Source organism: Planomonospora sp. ID67723, assembly GCF_015711605.1.
GTDB lineage: Bacteria > Actinomycetota > Actinomycetes > Streptosporangiales > Streptosporangiaceae > Planomonospora_A.
Window position 1 is genome coordinate 1,717,643 of record NZ_JABTEZ010000001.1, and the last position, 18,136, is coordinate 1,735,778.

The 18,136-nt window shown below is 71.1% G+C and carries 19 protein-coding genes; 10 read left to right on the forward strand and 9 right to left on the reverse strand.

Annotated features, from left to right (window positions below; genetic code table 11):
- The 6 genes from rpsM (at nt 1) to truA (ending at nt 4,264) form a co-directional block, all read left to right on the forward strand.
- Complete coding sequence (gene rpsM, locus HS041_RS08265; protein ID WP_184942315.1) at nt 1-381, forward strand: 30S ribosomal protein S13; 381 nt, start codon at nt 1-3, stop codon at nt 379-381.
- Nucleotides 382-429: 48 nt separating this feature from the next.
- Nucleotides 430-834 carry a 30S ribosomal protein S11 gene (rpsK, locus tag HS041_RS08270; RefSeq protein ID WP_020542285.1) on the forward strand — a complete coding sequence of 135 codons (405 nt, stop codon included), beginning with the start codon at nt 430-432 and terminating at the stop codon, nt 832-834.
- 20 nt (nt 835-854) lie between these two features.
- Complete coding sequence (gene rpsD / locus HS041_RS08275) at nt 855-1,481, forward strand: 30S ribosomal protein S4 (protein ID WP_196439882.1); 627 nt, start codon at nt 855-857, stop codon at nt 1,479-1,481.
- 101 nt (nt 1,482-1,582) lie between these two features.
- Nucleotides 1,583-2,596: a DNA-directed RNA polymerase subunit alpha gene (locus HS041_RS08280; RefSeq protein ID WP_184942318.1), complete on the forward strand. Its 1,014-nt coding sequence runs from the start codon at nt 1,583-1,585 to the stop codon at nt 2,594-2,596.
- Between the two features lie 83 nt (nt 2,597-2,679).
- A complete protein-coding gene (gene rplQ, locus HS041_RS08285) occupies nt 2,680-3,219 on the forward strand; it encodes a 50S ribosomal protein L17 (RefSeq protein WP_196439883.1) in 540 nt (179 codons plus the stop codon).
- 76 nt (nt 3,220-3,295) lie between these two features.
- Nucleotides 3,296-4,264: a tRNA pseudouridine(38-40) synthase TruA gene (truA, locus tag HS041_RS08290; RefSeq protein WP_196439884.1), complete on the forward strand. Its 969-nt coding sequence runs from the start codon at nt 3,296-3,298 to the stop codon at nt 4,262-4,264.
- Here the strand turns inward: truA and HS041_RS08295 are convergent.
- From HS041_RS08295 to HS041_RS08305, 3 genes are all read right to left on the reverse strand, one after another.
- On the reverse strand, nt 4,254-6,470 hold the full coding sequence (locus HS041_RS08295) for a hypothetical protein (RefSeq protein WP_196439885.1): 2,217 nt from the start codon (nt 6,468-6,470) through the stop codon (nt 4,254-4,256). The two genes, truA and HS041_RS08295, sit on opposite strands and share 11 nt — an antisense overlap.
- A 201-nt stretch (nt 6,471-6,671) precedes the next feature.
- On the reverse strand, nt 6,672-7,724 hold the full coding sequence (locus HS041_RS08300; RefSeq protein WP_196439886.1) for a hypothetical protein: 1,053 nt from the start codon (nt 7,722-7,724) through the stop codon (nt 6,672-6,674).
- Nucleotides 7,725-7,759: 35 nt separating this feature from the next.
- Nucleotides 7,760-8,449, reverse strand: coding sequence for a CAP domain-containing protein (locus HS041_RS08305; RefSeq protein WP_196439887.1), 690 nt, complete (start codon nt 8,447-8,449; stop codon nt 7,760-7,762).
- 493 nt (nt 8,450-8,942) lie between these two features.
- Between HS041_RS08305 and rplM the strand changes: the two genes are divergently transcribed.
- The 4 genes from rplM (at nt 8,943) to HS041_RS08325 (ending at nt 12,441) form a co-directional block, all read left to right on the forward strand.
- Nucleotides 8,943-9,386, forward strand: a complete 444-nt coding sequence (gene rplM, locus HS041_RS08310) for a 50S ribosomal protein L13 (RefSeq protein ID WP_196439888.1) — start codon at nt 8,943-8,945, stop codon at nt 9,384-9,386.
- 70 nt (nt 9,387-9,456) lie between these two features.
- Nucleotides 9,457-9,978 (forward strand): 30S ribosomal protein S9, encoded by a 522-nt coding sequence (gene rpsI, locus HS041_RS08315; RefSeq protein WP_196439889.1) that lies wholly within the window; start codon nt 9,457-9,459, stop codon nt 9,976-9,978.
- Nucleotide 9,979: 1 nt separating this feature from the next.
- A complete protein-coding gene (gene glmM, locus HS041_RS08320) occupies nt 9,980-11,347 on the forward strand; it encodes a phosphoglucosamine mutase (RefSeq protein WP_196439890.1) in 1,368 nt (455 codons plus the stop codon).
- 176 nt (nt 11,348-11,523) lie between these two features.
- A complete protein-coding gene (locus HS041_RS08325) occupies nt 11,524-12,441 on the forward strand; it encodes an alpha/beta hydrolase family protein (protein WP_196439891.1) in 918 nt (305 codons plus the stop codon).
- Here the strand turns inward: HS041_RS08325 and HS041_RS39955 are convergent.
- The 6 genes from HS041_RS39955 to coaA all read right to left on the reverse strand — a co-directional run bounded on the left by HS041_RS39955 (nt 12,420) and on the right by coaA (nt 17,753).
- Nucleotides 12,420-13,055 (reverse strand): LuxR C-terminal-related transcriptional regulator, encoded by a 636-nt coding sequence (locus HS041_RS39955; RefSeq protein ID WP_196439892.1) that lies wholly within the window; start codon nt 13,053-13,055, stop codon nt 12,420-12,422. The genes HS041_RS08325 and HS041_RS39955 overlap by 22 nt on opposite strands.
- A gap of 72 nt (nt 13,056-13,127) precedes the next feature.
- Nucleotides 13,128-13,844, reverse strand: a complete 717-nt coding sequence (locus HS041_RS08335; RefSeq protein WP_196439893.1) for an ABC transporter permease — start codon at nt 13,842-13,844, stop codon at nt 13,128-13,130.
- A gap of 2 nt (nt 13,845-13,846) precedes the next feature.
- Nucleotides 13,847-14,761, reverse strand: coding sequence for an ABC transporter ATP-binding protein (locus HS041_RS08340; protein WP_196439894.1), 915 nt, complete (start codon nt 14,759-14,761; stop codon nt 13,847-13,849).
- Complete coding sequence (locus tag HS041_RS08345; RefSeq protein ID WP_230878473.1) at nt 14,758-15,729, reverse strand: ABC transporter permease; 972 nt, start codon at nt 15,727-15,729, stop codon at nt 14,758-14,760. The genes HS041_RS08340 and HS041_RS08345 overlap by 4 nt, the downstream gene beginning before the upstream one ends.
- Complete coding sequence (locus HS041_RS08350) at nt 15,722-16,627, reverse strand: ABC transporter ATP-binding protein (protein ID WP_196439895.1); 906 nt, start codon at nt 16,625-16,627, stop codon at nt 15,722-15,724. The genes HS041_RS08345 and HS041_RS08350 overlap by 8 nt, the downstream gene beginning before the upstream one ends.
- Nucleotides 16,628-16,817: 190 nt before the next feature.
- Nucleotides 16,818-17,753 carry a type I pantothenate kinase gene (gene coaA, locus HS041_RS08355; protein WP_196440830.1) on the reverse strand — a complete coding sequence of 312 codons (936 nt, stop codon included), beginning with the start codon at nt 17,751-17,753 and terminating at the stop codon, nt 16,818-16,820.
- Nucleotides 17,754-18,136: the final 383 nt, after the last annotated feature.

Sequence of the window (18,136 nt, forward strand, 5' to 3'; positions counted from 1 at the left end):
ATGGCTCGCCTGGTTGGCGTCGACCTCCCCCGCGACAAGCGGCTGGAGATCGCTCTCACCTACATTTTCGGAATCGGTCGCACTCGCGCGCTCGAGACCCTGAAGGCCACCGGCATCAGCGGCGACCTCCGGGTTCACCAGCTCACGGACGAAGAGCTCGTGCCGCTGCGTGACTACATCGAGGCCAACTTCAAGATCGAGGGTGACCTCCGCCGCGAGGTCCAGGCCGACATCCGTCGCAAGATCGAGATTCAGTGCTACCAGGGCATCCGGCACCGCCGTGGCCTTCCCGTGCACGGTCAGCGTACGCAGACCAACGCGCGCACCCGCAAGGGCAAGAAGAAGACCGTGGCCGGCAAGAAGAAGCCCGGCAAGAAGTAGTAGTCCGCGCAGCCGCAGGACCGAAGACCTCAGGAGTGAAGGCAAACAATGCCTCCTAAGAGCCGCCAGGGTGCCCCGAAGAAGGTGCGCCGCAAGGAAAAGAAGAACGTCGCTCACGGGCACGCCCACATCAAGAGCACGTTCAACAACACGATCGTTTCGATCACCGACCCGAACGGGAACGTGATCTCCTGGGCCAGCGCCGGCCACGTCGGGTTCAAGGGCTCCCGTAAGTCCACCCCGTTCGCCGCGCAGATGGCCGCCGAGAACGCCGCCCGCCGTGCCATGGAGCACGGCATGCGCAAGGTCGACGTCTTCGTCAAGGGACCCGGCTCCGGCCGTGAGACCGCGATCCGTTCGCTGCAGGCGACCGGCCTCGAGGTTGGCTCCATCCAGGACGTCACCCCCGTGCCGCACAACGGCTGCCGCCCGCCCAAGCGCCGCCGCGTCTGAGCTCCAGGAGATAGAGAGAAATGGCTCGTTACACGGGTGCGGACTGCAAGCTCTGCCGCCGGGAGAAGGTCAAGCTTTTCCTCAAGGGCAAGAAGTGCGAGTCCGCGAAGTGCCCCATCGAGATCCGTCCTTACCCGCCGGGTGAGCACGGCCGCGGCCGTCCGAAGGAGTCTGAGTACCAGCTCCAGCTTCGTGAGAAGCAGAAGACCCGCCGCATCTACGGCGTCCTCGAGAAGCAGTTCCGCAACTACTACGAGGAAGCCAACCGCAAGGGCGGCAAGACCGGCGAGAACCTCCTCCAGATCCTGGAGAGCCGTCTCGACAACGTGGTCTACCGCGCCGGTTTCGCCGAGTCCCGCGACGCCGCTCGCCAGCAGGTCCGTCACGGCCACATCCTGGTGAACGGCAAGAAGGTCGACATCCCGTCGTACCGCGTCCGCGAGCACGACATCGTCGAGGTCCGCGAGCGTTCGCGCAACCTGCTGCCCTACGAGGTGGCGCGCGCGACCGCCGGTGACAAGACGTTCCCGGCCTGGCTGGGCGTCGCTCCGGACTCCATGCGCATCCTGGTCCACCAGCTGCCGGTCCGTCAGCAGATCGACACGCAGGTCCAGGAGCAGCTGATCGTCGAGCTCTACTCCAAGTAGCGGCTCTCGCGGGTGCCGTACGGCTCAGCCGTACGGCACCTATGCTGTTGTTATCGAGCGGCGTCAAATAGCGGGCGCCGCACGTCAAGGGGAGAACCCACATGCTGATCGCTCAGCGCCCGACCCTCCTCGAGGAGAACCTCGGGGACATCCGCTCCCGGTTCATCATCGAGCCGCTGGAGCCGGGCTTCGGTTACACCATCGGCAACTCGCTGCGGCGCACGCTGCTGTCGTCCATCCCGGGCGCGGCGGTGACCAGCATCCGCATCGAGGGCGTGCTGCACGAGTTCTCGACCGTGCCGGGTGTCAAGGAGGATGTCACCGACATCATCCTGAACCTCAAGGACCTGGTCGTCTCCTCCGAGCACGACGAGCCCGTGGTCATGTACCTGCGCAAGCAGGGTCCCGGTGACGTCACCGCCGCCGACATCGCGCCCCCGGCCGGTGTCGAGGTGCACAACCCCGAGCTGCGCATCGCCACGCTGAACGGCAAGGCGAAACTGGAGATGGAGCTGACCGTCGAGCGCGGTCGCGGTTACGTCTCCGCCGCGCAGAACAAGCAGCCGGGCCAGGAGATCGGCCGGATCCCGATCGACTCCATCTACTCCCCGGTGCTCAAGGTCACCTACAAGGTCGAGGCGACCCGTGTCGAGCAGCGCACCGACTTCGACCGTCTGATCCTGGACGTCGAGACCAAGCCGTCGATGAAGCCCCGCGACGCGGTGGCCTCCGCCGGCAAGACCCTGGTCGAGCTGTTCGGTCTCGCCCGCGAGCTGAACGTCGAGGCCGAGGGCATCGACATCGGCCCGTCGCCGACGGACGCGGCTCTCGCCGCCGACCTGGCGCTGCCGATCGAGGAGCTGAACCTCACCGTCCGCTCCTACAACTGCCTCAAGCGCGAGGGCATCCACACCGTGGGTGAGCTCGTCGCCCGCAGCGAGCAGGACCTGCTGGACATCCGCAACTTCGGTGCGAAGTCCATCGAAGAGGTCAAGCAGAAGCTGCACGAGATGACGCTCGCGCTCAAGGACTCCCCGCCCGGGTTCGACCCGACCGCGGTGGCCGGCAGCTACGACGACGACGACAGCGCGTACGTCGAGACCGAGCAGTACTGATGTGCCCACGGGGACCGGAAGGTCCCCGGCCTGACCCCGGTACCTGATACGGCCGGGGCGGGTTAACTCTCAAGGAGAACGAAATGCCCAGGCCCACCAAGGGTGCCCGTCTCGGCGGCAGCCCGGCCCACGAGAAGCTGATCCTGTCGAACCTCGCCACCCAGCTTTTCCAGCACGGCCGGATCAAGACCACCGAGGCGAAGGCCAAGCGCCTGCGCCCGCTGGCGGAGAAGCTGATCACCAAGGCGAAGAAGGGCGACATGCACAACCGTCGCCTGGTGCTGACGGTCGTCCGTGACAAGAGCGTCGTCCACCACCTCTTCACCGAGATCGCTCCGACCTTCGCCGAGCGCCCCGGTGGCTACACCCGGATCACCAAGGTCGGCGTCCGCAAGGGCGACGCCGCCCCCATGGCCGTCATCGAGCTGGTGTCCGAGCCGCTGAACCAGGTCCGCGTCGCCCAGGCTCCGGCCGCCGAGGCTCCGACCCCCGCTGCGACCCCCGCCGCGGCCGAGGTCGCCGACGAGGCGACCGAGGAGGTCACCGAGGCTCCGGCCGAGGAGAGCGCCGAGGCCACCGAGGCTCCCGCGGAGGAGACCGAGGACAAGAAGGACAACGCCTGATCTCTCAGGCCAGGTGAACGGGTCCGGCACCCCTTCGGGGGCACCGGGCCCGTTCCCGTTCTCCGGGAGGAACATCGTGGTACGGCTGCGCCTGGATCTCGCCTACGACGGCACCGACTTCTCCGGCTGGGCCAGGCAGCCCGGCAGGCGGACGGTGCAGGGCGAGATCGAGGAAGGGCTCGGGAAGGTCCTGCGGCTTCCCGAGCCGCCCTCCCTGACCGTGGCCGGACGCACCGACGCCGGGGTGCACGCGCGGGGGCAGGTGGCCCACGTGGACGTGGAGCCCGAGGCGCTGGCGGTGCTGGAGAGCCACCGCAGGAGGGGCGCCCGCCCGGCGGTGCCACCGCAGGAGGCCTCCGCACCGGAGGCGGGGCCGCTGGACGACGTCGCTGAGCGGCTCTCTGTCCTCCGCAGGAGGCTGGCGGGCATCCTCGACTCAGATGTCAGGATTTATCGCGTTACGGTAGCTCCTGAGGGCTTTGACGCGAGATTCTCGGCGACGTCCCGGCGATACGCCTACCGGGTCTGTGACGCCCCGGGGGGCGTGGACCCGCTCCGCCGCCGAGAGGTGGTCTGGTACGCCCGCCCGCTCGACCTCGACAGGCTCAACGCGGCCGCGACCCGTCTGCTCGGCGAGCACGATTTCGCGGCCTTCTGCAAGAAGCGCGAGGGCGCGACGACCATCCGCGAGTTGCAGCGGCTCGACTGGCTTCGCGAGGACGGCCTGCTCGTCGCGACCGTGGTCGCCGACGCGTTCTGCCACTCGATGGTGCGGGCGCTGGTGGGCTCGCTGCTCGCCGTGGGCGAGGGCCGCCTGCCGGTGGAGTGGCCGGGACAGGTGCTGGCCAGAGCCGTACGGGACTCCGGGGTGCACGTCGCACCGGCGCACGGGCTCTGCCTGGAGGAGGTGCGCTATCCCGAGGCGGCGGAGCTTGCCCGGCGGGCCGCGGAGACCCGCCGGGTGCGCACGCTCGGCGGCGGTGACGTCGGGGAAGGCGACGTCAACCAGGGCAGCGGCGTCGAGGGAGACGACGTCAGCGGGTGACGCGGCGCTCGACGGCCTTGGCGGTCTGGTCGCGGAACGCGCCGCTCACCTTGCCGAGGCCCTTCTCCTTGGCGGTCGGAGTGTGCCCGTCGACGAAGGTCGCGTAGCTGAACACGATGTAGCGGCCCCACACCAGTCCCGCCGCGTAGCCGCCGGCGATGTGCACCCGCTCGGCCCCGGTGCCCGGAGTGCCCGGCAGACCGCGGAACCACAGGTTCTTCTCGAGGTTCTTGGCCTGGTCGGCCGTGACGGCCGACTCGCGGGTGGGCAGCACGGCCACGCCGGTGGTGACGGCGTACCGCTTCTTGCTGTCGACGTAGGTGGCCCGCAGCACGCGGCGGCAGTCTCCGGTGCGCAGCGCGGCGGCGAACGCGCCCGCCGCCGCCTTGTCGCAGTCTTGGGTGATGTGGGTCTTGACCCGGGTGAACCGGGTCCCGCCGATGGTCACCTTCTTGCTGAAGGCGTCGGCCACCGTCATCCTGCCCGGGTCGGTCAGCTCGGAGTCGAGCAGCGCGGTGTTGGCCGGAGCGGGGGTGCCGGGTTCGTCCGACGGGCTCACCTCGGGCTCACCGCCGGCGGCCGGGCCCGTGGTGGTCTGCTCGGCCGCCGGTCCGGCGTCGAACGACGGGTAGGCGAGGAAGGCCCCGGCGCCGATGCCGCCCACCACGATCGCCACGGCCGCGGCGATCAGCACGGTCCGGCCCCGGCCCCGGCTCCGGGCAGGCGGCGCGGGCGGACGGGAGGGCGGCGCGGCGGGTTCGGGCCCGAGCGCCGAGGCCGGCTGGAACGGCCCGCGCTCCCCGCCCGGGGTCCCCGCCCCGGAGGCCGGCGGTGGGCCGCCGGGGGAGGCGGAGGGGAAGGAGACCGGCGGACGGTCGACGACGGCTGGGGGGACCGGCAAGGGCTGGTGCCCTCCGGGGGAGGCCGGCGGGAACGGAACGGATGGCGGGTTGCCCGGCGCGGCGGGAGGGATCAGGGCTGAGGGGGAGACCACCGGGATGCCGCCCGGCGGGGTCGGGTGGTCGGCCATCACCCGGTCGGGGGACGGCGCGGGCAGGCCGGGCTCCGCCACCGATGAGGGCACGGAGGGGGCGGACTCCAAGGGGAACGCCGACGGCGGTTCGGCAGGAGGTGCGGGAGCCGCCGGACCGGAGCCGAACGGCGCATCGGGCGTCGCCGTACCGGGAACCGGCGACTCGGCAGGAGGCGTGGGAGCCGCCGTACCGGGAAGCGGCGGGACACCGGGCGTCGCCATGCCGGAGTCGGACGGCGCACCCGGCACGGCCGTATCGGGAGCGGGCGGCTCGGCGCGCACCGGGTCGCCGGTCTGCGGCGCCGCATCCGGCGGCTGCGGAGCCGGTCCGGCCTCCGATGAGGACTCGGCGGCCCACGGGGCGGGATCGGACCCGAGAGGCGTCGCCGGGGAGGGCTCCCGGTGATCCGGCGCGGCGGGCGAGGGGACGCGGACTCTGACGGTGTCCTGGTCGCCGTCCGGCTCGTCCGCGAGCAGGTCCGGAGGCCAGACGGGCACGTCGCCGGGCTCACCGGGGCGGGGACCCTCGTCGAGGTCCGGCCAGGCGGTCTCCCCGACCGGTTCGCCCGTGGCCGCGGGCCACGGGGGCGTGCCGGGGGCACCCGAGGCGGGTGAGGGCCACACGTGCATGCCCGCGGCCGCGGCGGTGAAGGCCGGGGGAGGCTGCCACGAAGGCGTCTCCGGGGAGTCGGGCAGCGGGTCGTCCGACGGGACGGGCGCCGCGAGGCCGCCGTCCGGTACGGGGCTCGTCCACGACCATCCGTCCGGTGCGGGCGGGACGCCGGGGGCGGGGGACAGGGAGCCCTCCGGCGTGGCCTCGGCGCCGGTCGAGGCGGGGAATCCGCCGGAGGACGGGACGCCGGGGCCGGACGGGGAGCCGCTTGGCGGCGGGATGTCGGGAGCGGGTGACGGCGGGAGACCGCCGAAGGGCGTCGGAGCGTCGGATCCGGGCGGTTCGAGGACGTCCGAGCCCGCGGCGGGGAGGACGCCGGGCGGTTCGAGGACGTCCGAACCCGTAGCGAGGACGCCGGGCTCGGGGGCGGCCAGCCAGTCGTAGGGCGTCCCGTCGTCACCGGGGAGCGTCCACGGCTGGTCCGCCAGTGGAGGTCTCGGCTCCGGCCACGCCGGAGGGAGGTGGGTCTGCTCGTCGGTCGCGGGGTCGGTCTGTGGCACGTGCGGCGAAGGTCGGCCGAAGCTCGGCGGCGGCGTCGCCGGTGCGGCCGAACCGTCGGTTTCGTGCTCGGACTCGGACCCGGATTCCTGGCCACGCATACCCGAAAGCCTAGCGACCGCTGAAGATCGCCACGCGGGTATGGGTGTTCCTGGCCGTATCGCCCGCCGGTTTTCCGGCGAAAAATACATGAAAAAATTTCGTCAGGGGCGCTTACCGGTCAGCGAACGGGACTCCAGAGCGGGCGTGACGGTGGCGTCGGCGACCCCGAACGCGGCCGCGTTGAGCTTCTTGGCCTCGTTCTTGGTCGGCAGGTGGCCGTCCTTGAACTGGAACCAGACGAGAACGGCGTAGTGTCCGTGCCGCCATCCGCCGGCGAACGCCTCCCCCTTGCCGAGGAACTTGGTGGCAGAGTCCTTGCCGGGCAGCACCTTGAGGTATTCCTCGAGCTTCTTCCCGCTGACGGCCTTGACGACCTTGGCAGCCGCGGAGGAGGTCTTCAGGTTGGCCACCCCCACGGTGCCGATGATCTTTCCGGAGGCGTCCCGGAAGCTGGCGCGAACGAGCTGGGTGCACTTGCCCGCGGTGAGCGTCTTCTGCAGCCCCGAGCCCACCACGGCGTTCTTGCACTTCTTGTCGGCCCTGCGCGTGGTCAGCTGGTAGGTCTTGCCGTCGGCCCGCACCTTCCTGCTCCCGAACAGCTCCCCGACGGTCAGGGCGTGCGGGTCGGTGGTCCGGGACTCCGCGAATCCGAACTCGCCGCCGGGTTTCACGGGGGGCACGGGAGCCGTCGCCGCGGGGGGCGGGGAGCCCGCCGTGGCGGGGGAGGCGTCCCCGGAGCCGACGAACAGGGCCAGGCCGACGCCCGCGGCGACCAGCACCACGAGCACCCCGATCGCGACGAAGGTGGGAAGGAAGGAGCGCATGCCCTCCTCGTAGGGGCTCCACGTCTCCCGCCGCGACCGCCCGGCGGATCGGGATCCGGCCTTCGGCTCCGTGTCCGGGCCGTGAGCCGGCTCCGTGCCGGAGTCGCGGGACGGCGACGGTGGGACCTGGCCGTGGGACGGCGACGGTGGGACCTGGTCGCGGGACGGCGTCTGCCGGCCCTGGCCGGGCGGCGAAGGCTGCGGGCCCTGGCCGTGGGCCGGCGGGGCGAACCAGTTCTCGCCCTGCCCGTCGCCCCGGGCGGACGGTGGCTGCGGCACGTCAGGCCGGCCGTACGGCGGGCGGCGCGGCGAATCCCCAGGAAAACCCATGCGCTGAGACTAGCTCCGTATCGAGGTGGATCCGCTCATGAATATCCGAAATCCTGTGTCCACCAGGGCCCGCCGCTGCCGTCCACGACCCCGACGCCCGTGGCGGTCAGGGCGCAATTGAGGATGTTGCGCCGGTGTCCGCTGCTGGCCATCCAGCTCCGCACCGCCTCCTCCGCGGATGTGGAGCCCCTGCCGATGTTCTCGGCGCCGCCGTCGAAGTATCCGGCGCCCTCCATCCGGTCCCAGGGAGAGGAGCCGTCCGGGGAGTCGTGCGAGAACAGACCGCTCGACGCCATCTCGGCCGAGTGGACCCGGGCTGACCGGACCAGCCGCACGTCGATCTTGAACGGGGCGCATCCGGCCTGCTCGCGGGCGGCGTTGGTGAGCCGGACGACCTCTCTCTCCATCAGGCTCAGCGCGGGTGCGCCGGCCGGTCCCTGCTGGCCGCGGATGACGTAGCGGGAGTCCTCGTCCCCGGGGGAGCCCTCGATCGCGTTCCGGGGGCTGTTGGGGGCGCGCGGGGTGAGCCGGTCCTGCGGCGTCTCGGGGGCCGGGGTCCGCCGGGCGACCCGGCCCAGCGGCGCCCGCTGGCCGACGGCCCGGCCCGCCCGCACCTCTCTGGAGGGCGAGGGCGTCGCCGGGGCGTCGTTCAGGTAGACCCGGTCGGGGAGCTCCTCGCCGCGGCTTCCCCTGCCGAGGACGAAGCCGACCACCAGTACCGTCATCAGGCAGGCTAACGCCCCCATACGGCGCAATCGGGCACGCTGGGTAAGCCGGAGGTAACGGGACTGCCACATACCGCTATCAAAGATAGAGATGTTGAGATAGTTGAAGAAGGGAATGCGGAGAACGAGATGTAACCGTTCGATGGAGTGCCGGATACCTGAGCCCGCACATCGGCTCCCGCATCGGCTCCCACACCGGCTCCCGCATCGGTTCGCGCATCCCGTTCACCGGACACTCTCCGCCCACCGGTAAGCTGGCGCGGGGCACAGGTGAGGGCCGCGTCTTTTGACCCTCCCTCTTTGCAGCCTGTATCCTGCTACTTCGTTGTGTGCGAATCGGTCTTCCATCGCAAGACCGATACGCGGCGCGTCCGGCGTCATCTCCTTCGACTTGGGAGACGGGAGGTCCGGGCTGTCGTGTGCCCGCACCTACCGACCCAGTCGCTGCCGCTCCCGGCAGCCTCGAAGACGCGAACAAAGAAGGCATACGACCGTGCGCACGTACACACCCAAGCCTGCTGAAGTCGAGCGTCAGTGGTATGTCATCGACGCCACCGACATCGTGCTCGGCCGGCTGGCCAGCCACGTCGCGACGCTGCTTCGCGGTAAGCACAAGCCGATCTTCGCCAACCACGTCGACACCGGTGACTTCGTCATCGTCATCAACGCCGACAAGATCGCGCTGACCGGCAACAAGCTCGAGCAGAAGAAGGCTTACCGCCACTCGGGTTACCCCGGCGGTCTGCGCTCCGTGACCTACGCCGAGCTCATGGACAAGCGTCCCGACCGCGCCGTCGAGAAGGCCGTGAAGGGCATGCTGCCGAAGAACGCCCTCGGCCGGAAGATGATCAAGAAGCTCAAGGTCTACTCCGGTTCCGAGCACCCGCACCAGGCGCAGCAGCCGGTGCCCTTCGAGATCACCCAGATCGCCCAGTAGTCGCACAAGCTGCTGTCGCCAGCAGCGTTGGCCGATGGCCGACGCCGAGTAGGAAAGTTTGAGGAGAACCGTGGCTGAGCCCACCGGTGTCGAGACGCCCGTCGAGGGCGAGCTGGACGAATACAACGCGGAGGAGTTCCCCTCCGAGTACACCAGCGAGTCCGCTGCCGGCGGTGAGACCGCCGTCCGCAAGCCCATCACCCTGGGCAACTCGTACGGCACCGGCCGCCGCAAGGAGGCCGTCGCCCGTGTCCGCATCGTGCCGGGCACCGGCAAGTGGACGATCAACGGCCGCCCGCTGGACGTCTACTTCCCGAACAAGGTCCACCAGCAGATCGTCAACGAGCCCTTCGTGACGCTCGGCGCCGAGGACCAGTTCGACGTCATCGCCCGCATCGACGGCGGCGGCGTCACCGGCCAGGCCGGTGCCCTGCGCATGGGCCTGTCCCGCGCGCTGGCCGTCCTGGACGTCGAGGTCAACCGCCCGCCGCTGAAGAAGGCCGGCTTCCTGACCCGTGACGCCCGCGCCACCGAGCGCAAGAAGTACGGCCTCAAGAAGGCCCGTAAGGCCCCGCAGTACAGCAAGCGTTAAGTTGGGGCGCCTCTTCGGCACCGACGGGGTACGTGGGGTCGCTGGTCGCGACCTCACGGCCGAGCTCGCCATGGACCTGTCCGTGGCCGCGGCTCATGTCCTCGGCGATGCCGGGGCGTTCACTGCCGGCATCGGGCGGTCCGGCTCCTCGCCGAACCGCCCGATCGCAGTCGTAGGCCGGGACCCCCGGGCTTCAGGAGAGTTCCTGGAGGCCGCGGTGGTCGCCGGCCTGGCGTCGTCCGGCATGGACGTTCTCCGGCTCGGCGTGCTGCCCACCCCGGCGGTTGCCTACCTGACCACGGCTCTCGGAGCCGACATGGGCGTGATGCTCTCCGCCTCCCACAACCCCGCACCGGACAACGGGATCAAGTTCCTCGACCGGGACGGCTACAAGCTGCCCGACGCGGTGGAGAACGAGATCGAGCAGCGGCTCGGCGAGAAGTGGGACCGGCCGGTCGGCGGCGCGGTCGGCCGTGTGCGCGACGCGTACGGCGAGGCAGACCGCTACGTCTCCCACGTGCTGTCCACCGTGTCCGGCCGGCTCGACGGCCTCAACGTCGTCGTCGACTGCGCGCACGGCGCCGCCCACATCGTGGCGCCCGAGGCGCTGATGCGGGCCGGGGCGAAGGTGGAGACCATCGGGGCCCGCCCCGACGGCCTGAACATCAACGCCGGGGTCGGCTCCACTCACCTGGACAAGCTCCAGCAGGTCGTGATCTCCCGCGGCGCGGACGTCGGGATCGCCTACGACGGGGACGCCGACCGCTGCCTGGCGGTCGCGCACACCGGCGAGGTGATCGACGGCGACCAGATCATGGCCGTGCTGGCCATGGACATGCACGCCGAGGGGAAGCTCGCCGGGAACACCGTGGTCGCCACGGTCATGTCCAACCTGGGCTTCAAGCTGGCGCTGCGGAACGCCGGGATCGACGTGATCGAGACCGCCGTCGGCGACCGCTACGTCCTGGAGGCGATGCGGGAGAGCGGCTACAACCTCGGAGGCGAGCAGTCCGGGCACGTCCTGATGCTCGACCACTCCACCACCGGGGACGGCCTGCTCACCTCGCTGCACCTGCTGTCGGCCGTGGTCCGCGAGGGCAGGCCGCTGGCGGAGCTGGCCTCGGTGATGACGCGGCTCCCGCAGGTCCTGGTCAACGTCAAGGGCGTGGACCGGGCGAAGGCATCGGTGCCCGAGCTGGGCGAGGCCGTCGCCGCGGCCGAGCGCGAGCTCGGCGAGACCGGCCGGGTGCTGATCCGGCCGAGCGGCACCGAGCCGATGATCCGCGTCATGGTCGAGGCCGCCTCGGCGGAGCAGGCCCAGCGGCTGGCCGACCGCCTGGCGGACGTCGTCCGTACGGCCTGCGTCTGACCCGTCGGCCCCGGTTCCGGTTCCGAGAGGACCCGGACCGGGGCTTTCCGGTTTTCCCGGTGCGGGTCCGCTTTTTGGCATTCGCCTAATCTTGCGCACGGGTCTGTTGCCGTGAGGGAACCGGCATTTCCAAAATCGGCGTGACATCCCCCCGCACGAAAGTCTGGTGAAGTGTCATGCGCGCATGGTTACCCAGGTTGTGCGTCACGCTCGCGGCCCTGCTCCTGCTCACCGCAGCCCCGGCCTACGCCGCCCCCGCCCGTACCGCCGCGGACCTCGCCGCCCCCGGCTCCCACGCCGTGGGGTACTCCGACGTGAGCGTGTCGGCGTCCGGCCGGTCGTTCTCCGCCCGCGTCTACTATCCCGCCATGTCGGAGGGGAGCAACAGGGCCGTCGCCGCCGGGCGGTTCCCCGTCGTGTCGTTCGGCCACGGCTTCTTCCAGAACATCGGCAAGTACGCCTCGCTCGGCAGGCACTGGGCCTCCTGGGGCATGATCACGATCATGCCGGCCTCCCAGGGAGGCCTCTTCCCCAGCCACGGCGCCTTCGCCGACGACCTCAACGCGGCCCTCACCTGGATGGTCCAGCAGGACACCGCGGGCGGCTCCCGCTTCAACGCCCACGTCCGCACCGACCGGCTCGCCCTGTCCGGCCATTCCATGGGCGGCGGGGCCAGCGTGCTCGCCGCCGCGCGCAATCCGAGCGTGCGGGCGGTCACCAACCTGGCCGCCGCCGAGACCAACCCGTCGGCCAAGGCCGCCGCGGCCACCACGCGGGTGCCGATGCAGCTCGTCGCGGGGTCCCAGGACACGGTGGCCGGGCCGTCCGGGCACCAGATCCCCATCTACGGTGCCAAGCTCCCGTCCAAGCAACTGCGCACGATCACCGGGGGCTTCCACTGCGGGTTCACCGACTCCGGCGGCTTCGGCTGTGACAGCGGATCGATCAGCCGCGCCGTACAGCAGTCGATCACCCAGCGGGTGACCACGTCCTGGCTGCTCTACTACCTGGCCGACGACACCGGTCAGTACGACGCGGTCTGGGGCGCCGCCGCCCAGACGGACCCGGCCGTTCAGTTCCTCGGCGTCGAGTAGGACCCGCCCGGTCCGGCCCGGTCGTCGGGCCGGACCGGGCAGAGCGTCGGAGGCCACATGCCGTGGACGAACACCCCGAGCACGAAAGCCCGGCCCACCAGGGCCGATCGGCTGTCGGCGCCGAACTTGGCGCGCAGGCGCGCCAGGTGGTAGTCCACGGCCTGGCGGGTGATGTAGAGCCGCCGGGCGATCTCCTGGTTGGACGCTCCGGCCGCCACCAGACGCAGCACCTCGCTCTGCAGCCGGCCCAGCGCCGGGGCCTCGGGGGCGACCTCGTCCAGCACGGCCACCGCCCGCCAGGGCAGCCCGTTGCGGCGGGGCTCGACCGAGGCGCTCACCCGGGCGACGATGACGGACCCGTCCCCGCGGACCAGCCGTATCCACGTGCGGTAGGCGTCCAGCCTCCCGGTCGCGAGCAGGCGCCAGTAAGGCCACTGCGCCTCCCGCTCGCCGGGGGCGAGCAACCCCTCGGCCGGGCGGCCGCGCAGTTCGGCGGCGCTCCGGCCGAGTGCCGCGTGGAAGGCCGGATTGCTCTCCCTGATCCGGCCCAGCCCGTCAACGGCGACGATCGGCACCCGGGCGCGTTCGAAGTAGACCTGGTAAGGGCCCTTCACCGCTTGAACGGTAGGCCATCGGCCGGGATCCGGCCAGAGGCGCTCCCGCTCCTCCCGGGTGGCCGCGGGAGATCACTCGTCGCCGGTGAGGGAGAAGCTCCGCAGGCGCTGCCCGGCCCAGACGACGCCGCCGACGGTCACGACCGCCAGCGCGGTGGCGGCGAAGCCGAGCCCGATCCCGGTCGTCAGGAAGGCCGAGGACGAGATCTGGTCGGCGACCGTCTGGGCCCACTGCTGGATGGAGAACCGGCGCGCGCCGGGGACCAGGTTGCCGACCAGCCCCTCCCAGATCACCGCGTAGGCGATGCCGACGGTGACCGCGTGCCGGGTGACCACGCCCAGGAGCATGAACACCGCCGCGTACGCCACGCCGCCGATGAGCGCGCCCAGCGCGAAGCCGGCGGCGACGCCGGACTCCAGGCCGACCAGCAGGTAGGCCGCGAGGAAGGTCGGCACGGTGGCGAAGGCGGCGACGACCGAGGCGGCGACGAGGAACTTGGTCTGCGCGATCACCGGGCGGGAGATCGGCTTGGCCAGCAGGTGAATGATCGTTCCGTCGTCGATCTCGGGGGCGATCACGCCGGTCCCGGCGATCAGGCCCAGCAGCGGCAGCATGACGCCGATGGCGAAGTTCTGCAGAAGCTGGACCGTGGCCCGCTCGCCGTCCGCGCCCACGGCGCGCAGCAGCACGGCCAGGCCGAGCAGGACCACCGGGAGCAGCGCGAGGAGCCAGATCCGGCGGCGACCGAGCAACGCCCGGTAGGAGATTCCGGCGATGACACCGTTCATGGTCAGCGGCTCCTGTTGATCAAGTAGGAGAAGACGCTCTCCAGGTCTTCGTCGGCAGGGGAGATCTGCCAGACCCGCACACCGGCGTCCCTGGCCACGCGGGGCAGCAGCCAGGTGAAGCGCCGGAAGTCCACCGCCCGCACCTCCAGCCCCGCCTCGGTGAGGGAGACCGCCCCGGCGGAGGCGTCGGCGATCAGGGCCGAGGCCAGCCGGCGGTCGTCGCTGGAGCGCACCCGGAACAGGTGCGGCCGGTCGGTCATCCGGCGGCGGATCTCGCGGAAGTCGCCGGAGGCGGCGTGCCGCCCGGCGACCACGACCTCGATCTGCTGGGCGACGCGCTCGACCTCCTCCAGGATGTGCGAGCTGAACAGGATCGTCTTGCCCGCCGCGCCCATGGACCGGATCAGGTCCATCAGGTGCATGCGCTGGCGCGGGTCCATGCCGTTGAACGGCTCGTCCAGCAGGAGCACCTGCGGGTCGTGCACCAGCGCCGCGGCGACCTTCACCCGCTGGCGCATGCCCTTGGAGTAGGTCTCGATCCTGCGGTCGGCCGCGCTCTCCATCTCGACCATGGCCAGTGCCTTGCGGGCGGCGTCGTCGGGGTCGGGCAACCGGTGCAGGCGCGCGCTGGAGAGCACGAACTGCCAGCCGGTGAGGAAGCCGTAGACGGCCTCGCGCTCGGGGACCAGGCCGATCGAGCGGTAGATCTCGTGGTTGTGCCAGATCCGGGTGCCGTCGAGGGTGACGGTCCCCCCGGAGGGGGCGAGGAACCCGGCCATCATGTGCAGCAGCGTGGACTTGCCCGCGCCGTTGGGGCCGAGCAGGCCGGTGACGCCGGGGCCGACGGTCATGGTGACGTCGTTGACGGCCACCACGTTCCCGTACCAGCGGGAGACCTGGGCCAGTTCGAGGTTCATCGCGAGGCCGCCTTCCGGTAGCGCATGATCAGGACGGCCACCGAGAGCGCGATCAGCCCCAGCACGGCCACGATCGCGGCCGCCACGCCGATCCCGCCCGGGTAGGCGCCGGGCGCCGCGGGCTCCGTGCCGAAGATCCCCACGTGGACGGCCGCGTCCACCAGGAAGAACGGGTTGACCAGCCAGGCCCAGCCGGCGGCGGCGTAGTCGTTGACCGACTCCATCGTGGCGGCCAGGACGGTCGAGACGCCCGAGCAGAGCAGGTAGAGCGCGATGATCGAGGCCACGCCCAGCCCGCGCCGGGGTGTGAGGGAGGCGATCGCCACTCCCAGCGAGGCCAGCAGCACCGCGTAGCCGACCGCCCCGGCCATGCTCGCCAGGTAGTCGGAGGTGAGCGGCGCCCCCGGCAGGTCGATGAGCAGCTCGCCGACGAACAGCACGGTCAGCGGTACGGCCAGCAGCAGGAGGATCGCGGCTGCCATCGCCGCGAGCTTGGCTCCCACGTAGTCCCGGATCGTCACCGGCCGCGACAGGTAGAGCGGCAGCACCCGGAAGCGCAGGTCCGGCGCCACGGCGTAGGGCGACTGCGAGGCGAGGAAGATCGCCAGAATGGGCTGCATGCCGGCCGCGTACCCGGGATAGGCCATTCCCCGCTGCTGGGCCAGAGCCATGATCGCGATGGAGACCACGGCCGGGAGCATCATGATCGCGCCGAGGGCGAAGGGGATGATCTTCGCGCGGGCCGTACGGCCGATCCCGAAGATGCCGCGCAGGCTGTGCACGGCCAGTGCCGCGGTCGCGCTGCTCCGGCCGAGGCGGCCCCCGCCGTAGTGGCGGTAGCCGATGTCGTGGATGACGCCCACGGGCGAGGAGTGGTTCTCCTGGGCGGGGGCGCCCGGCGCTGCGGGGTGGCCGGGAGCCGCAGGGCCGCCCGCCGGCGTGTTCGGGCGGGAAGGACGCTCAGACATCGGCGGGCTCCTTGAAGACGTCCTCGATGCGCTGGCGGCCCTGCTCGACCCGGACGAGGCAGAGGTCGAGGTCGCAGACGGCGTCGCGGAGCGTGTCGTAGGTCTCCGGGGAGCGCACCTGCAGCAGGAGCGCCCGGCCGGCGGCGGTGACGGTCTCGCCCAGCTCGATGAGGCGGGCGGCCAGCAGGTCGTGCCCCTCCTCGACCTCGACCGTCACCGTCTGGGTGGTCTGGGTGAACTCGCCGATGGCCGAGGAGCGCAGGAGCCGGCCTCCGTCGATCACGATGACGTGGTCGCAGATGCGTTCCAGCTCGCCGAGGAGGTGGGAGGTGACCAGCACGCTGATCCCGAATTCGGCACCGATCCGGCGGATCAGCGCCAGCATCTCGTCTCGGCCCTGCGGGTCGAGGCCGTTGGTGGGCTCGTCCAGGAAGACCAGCCGGGGGTCGTGGACGAGGGCCTGGGCCAGCTTGACCCGCTGCTTCATGCCGGTGGAGTAACCGCCCATCGGGCGGTAGCGCTCCTCGTACAGGCCCACGTGGCGCAGCACGTCGGCGGCGCGCTCGCGGGCGGCGGTGCGCGGCAGGCCGGACATCCTGGCCATGTGCACGGTGAACTCGGTGGCGGACAGGTCGGGTGGGAGGCAGTCGTGCTCGGGCATGTAGCCCACGACCCGGCGGATCTCGGCGCCCTGGGCCGCAACGTCCATGCCGAGCACCTGCGCGGTCCCGGCGGAGGGCGGCAGCAGGCCCAGCAGGATCTTGATCAGCGTGGACTTGCCCGCACCGTTGGCGCCGACCAGGCCGGTCACGCCCGGGCCGACGGTGACGGTGAGCCGGTCGAGCGCCGTCACCCGGGGGAAGCTCCTGCTGAGCTCCTCGGTGGCGAGGATAGTCATGACCGGGACCATATCGGGCGGGAAGCGGCCGCCACCTCGGCCATAGGGATGACCGGCCCCCCAGTCCGGCCTCGGGGAGCCCCCCGGCCCGAGCCGGGGTCGGACCCCGGTCCGACCGCTCACCCGCGGCGGGCCACCGGTTCCCCCGCCTCGCCCAGGGACCTCTTCACGCAGGAGGCCGCTCCCCGGCTCAGATGCGGCGCAGCCGTACGCGCCTGATCGAGTGGTTGGCGCCCTTGTGCAGGACCAGACCGGCGCGGCCCCGGGTGGGAGCGATGTTCTCCAGCAGGTTGCGCTCGTTGATGTCGCGCCAGACGTCCTTGGCGAAGGCGGTGGCCTCCTCGTCGGACATCTCGGCCAGGTGCCGGAAGTAGGACTTGGGGTCCTCGAAGGCGGTACGGCGGAGCTTGTGGAAGCGGTCCACGTACCACTCGCGGACGTGCTCGACCTTGGCGTCCACGTAGATCGAGAAGTCGAAGTAGTCGTTGACGGCCAGCGCGGCGGGCGGGGCGGGCTGCAGGACGTTGAGGCCCTCGACGATGAGGATGTCGGGGCGGCTCACGGTCTGCGCGGCGCCGGGGACGATGTCGTACTCCAGGTGGCTGTAGACCGGGGCGGTCACCTCGGGCAGCCCGGCCTTGACGTCGGCCACGAACCTGACCAGGGCCCGCCGGTCGTAGCTCTCCGGGAAGCCCTTGCGGTGCATGATGTCCCGCTCGGCGAGGACCTTGTTCGGGTACAGGAAGCTGTCGGTGGTGATCAGCTCCACCCGGGGGTGCTCGGGCCAGCGGGCCAGCAGGGTGTGCAGGAGGCGGGCCGTGGTGGACTTGCCGACCGCGACGCTCCCGGCGATGCCCAGGATGTACGGCGCCGGTTCCCCGCCGGTGCCGAGGAAGGTGCTGACCGCGGCGTTGCGCTGCCTGGCCCCGGTGAAGTGCAGGTTGAGCAGGCGGGTCAGCGGCAGGTAGACGTCGGTGACCTCGGCCAGGTCGATCGGGTCGTCGACGCCGCGCAGCTCCTCCAGCTCGTCCTCGGTGAGAGTGAGCGGAGTGTTCTTGCGCAGCTCGCTCCACTGCTCCCGGCTCAGCTCCACGTACGGCGTCGCCGCGTCCCACCCGACTGCCATCATTCTCCTCGCGAAGGGAATACCGGGTTCACCCGGCAGGGGAATCGCTCCCCTGTCATGTTCTCCGTGGTCCGAAACGGTCAGGGTTTGGCCGTCGCCTACCTCTCCTGGAGGGAGGCGAGAAGCCGCTCCCCGAGGGGAGCGGAGGAGTCACAGCCCGCAAGCCTACTGATTGGTCGTGTGCGGGTTGCCCGCGGGTTTGTTCCAGCGAGGGCGGAGCATTCCCGGTGTCTCCCCGCCGCCTTCCGGGGTGCTTCCCGGCCCCCGCCCCCCGCGGTGGCCCGGACGCCGTATGACGAGCTGGGACGGTGTGCGGGGAGGGTCCCTCCTGTTGACGCCCTCGACGGGCGATTGGCGATAAATGCCATATGAACCATCGATGA

Bases quoted from the DNA above. Each gene is read 5' to 3' on its own strand.
- rpsM (WP_184942315.1), top strand. From the start codon at position 1: ATGGCTCGCCTGGTTGGCGTCGACCTCCCCCGCGACAAGCGGCTGGAG.
- rpsK (WP_020542285.1), top strand. From the start codon at position 430: ATGCCTCCTAAGAGCCGCCAGGGTGCCCCGAAGAAGGTGCGCCGCAAG.
- rpsD (WP_196439882.1), top strand. From the start codon at position 855: ATGGCTCGTTACACGGGTGCGGACTGCAAGCTCTGCCGCCGGGAGAAG.
- HS041_RS08280 (WP_184942318.1), top strand. From the start codon at position 1,583: ATGCTGATCGCTCAGCGCCCGACCCTCCTCGAGGAGAACCTCGGGGAC.
- rplQ (WP_196439883.1), top strand. From the start codon at position 2,680: ATGCCCAGGCCCACCAAGGGTGCCCGTCTCGGCGGCAGCCCGGCCCAC.
- HS041_RS08300 (WP_196439886.1), bottom strand. From the start codon at position 7,724: ATGGGTTTTCCTGGGGATTCGCCGCGCCGCCCGCCGTACGGCCGGCCT.
- HS041_RS08305 (WP_196439887.1), bottom strand. From the start codon at position 8,449: ATGACGGTACTGGTGGTCGGCTTCGTCCTCGGCAGGGGAAGCCGCGGC.
- HS041_RS08325 (WP_196439891.1), top strand. From the start codon at position 11,524: ATGCGCGCATGGTTACCCAGGTTGTGCGTCACGCTCGCGGCCCTGCTC.
- HS041_RS08335 (WP_196439893.1), bottom strand. From the start codon at position 13,844: ATGAACGGTGTCATCGCCGGAATCTCCTACCGGGCGTTGCTCGGTCGC.
- HS041_RS08340 (WP_196439894.1), bottom strand. From the start codon at position 14,761: ATGAACCTCGAACTGGCCCAGGTCTCCCGCTGGTACGGGAACGTGGTG.
- HS041_RS08345 (WP_230878473.1), bottom strand. From the start codon at position 15,729: ATGTCTGAGCGTCCTTCCCGCCCGAACACGCCGGCGGGCGGCCCTGCG.
- HS041_RS08350 (WP_196439895.1), bottom strand. From the start codon at position 16,627: ATGACTATCCTCGCCACCGAGGAGCTCAGCAGGAGCTTCCCCCGGGTG.
- coaA (WP_196440830.1), bottom strand. From the start codon at position 17,753: ATGGCAGTCGGGTGGGACGCGGCGACGCCGTACGTGGAGCTGAGCCGG.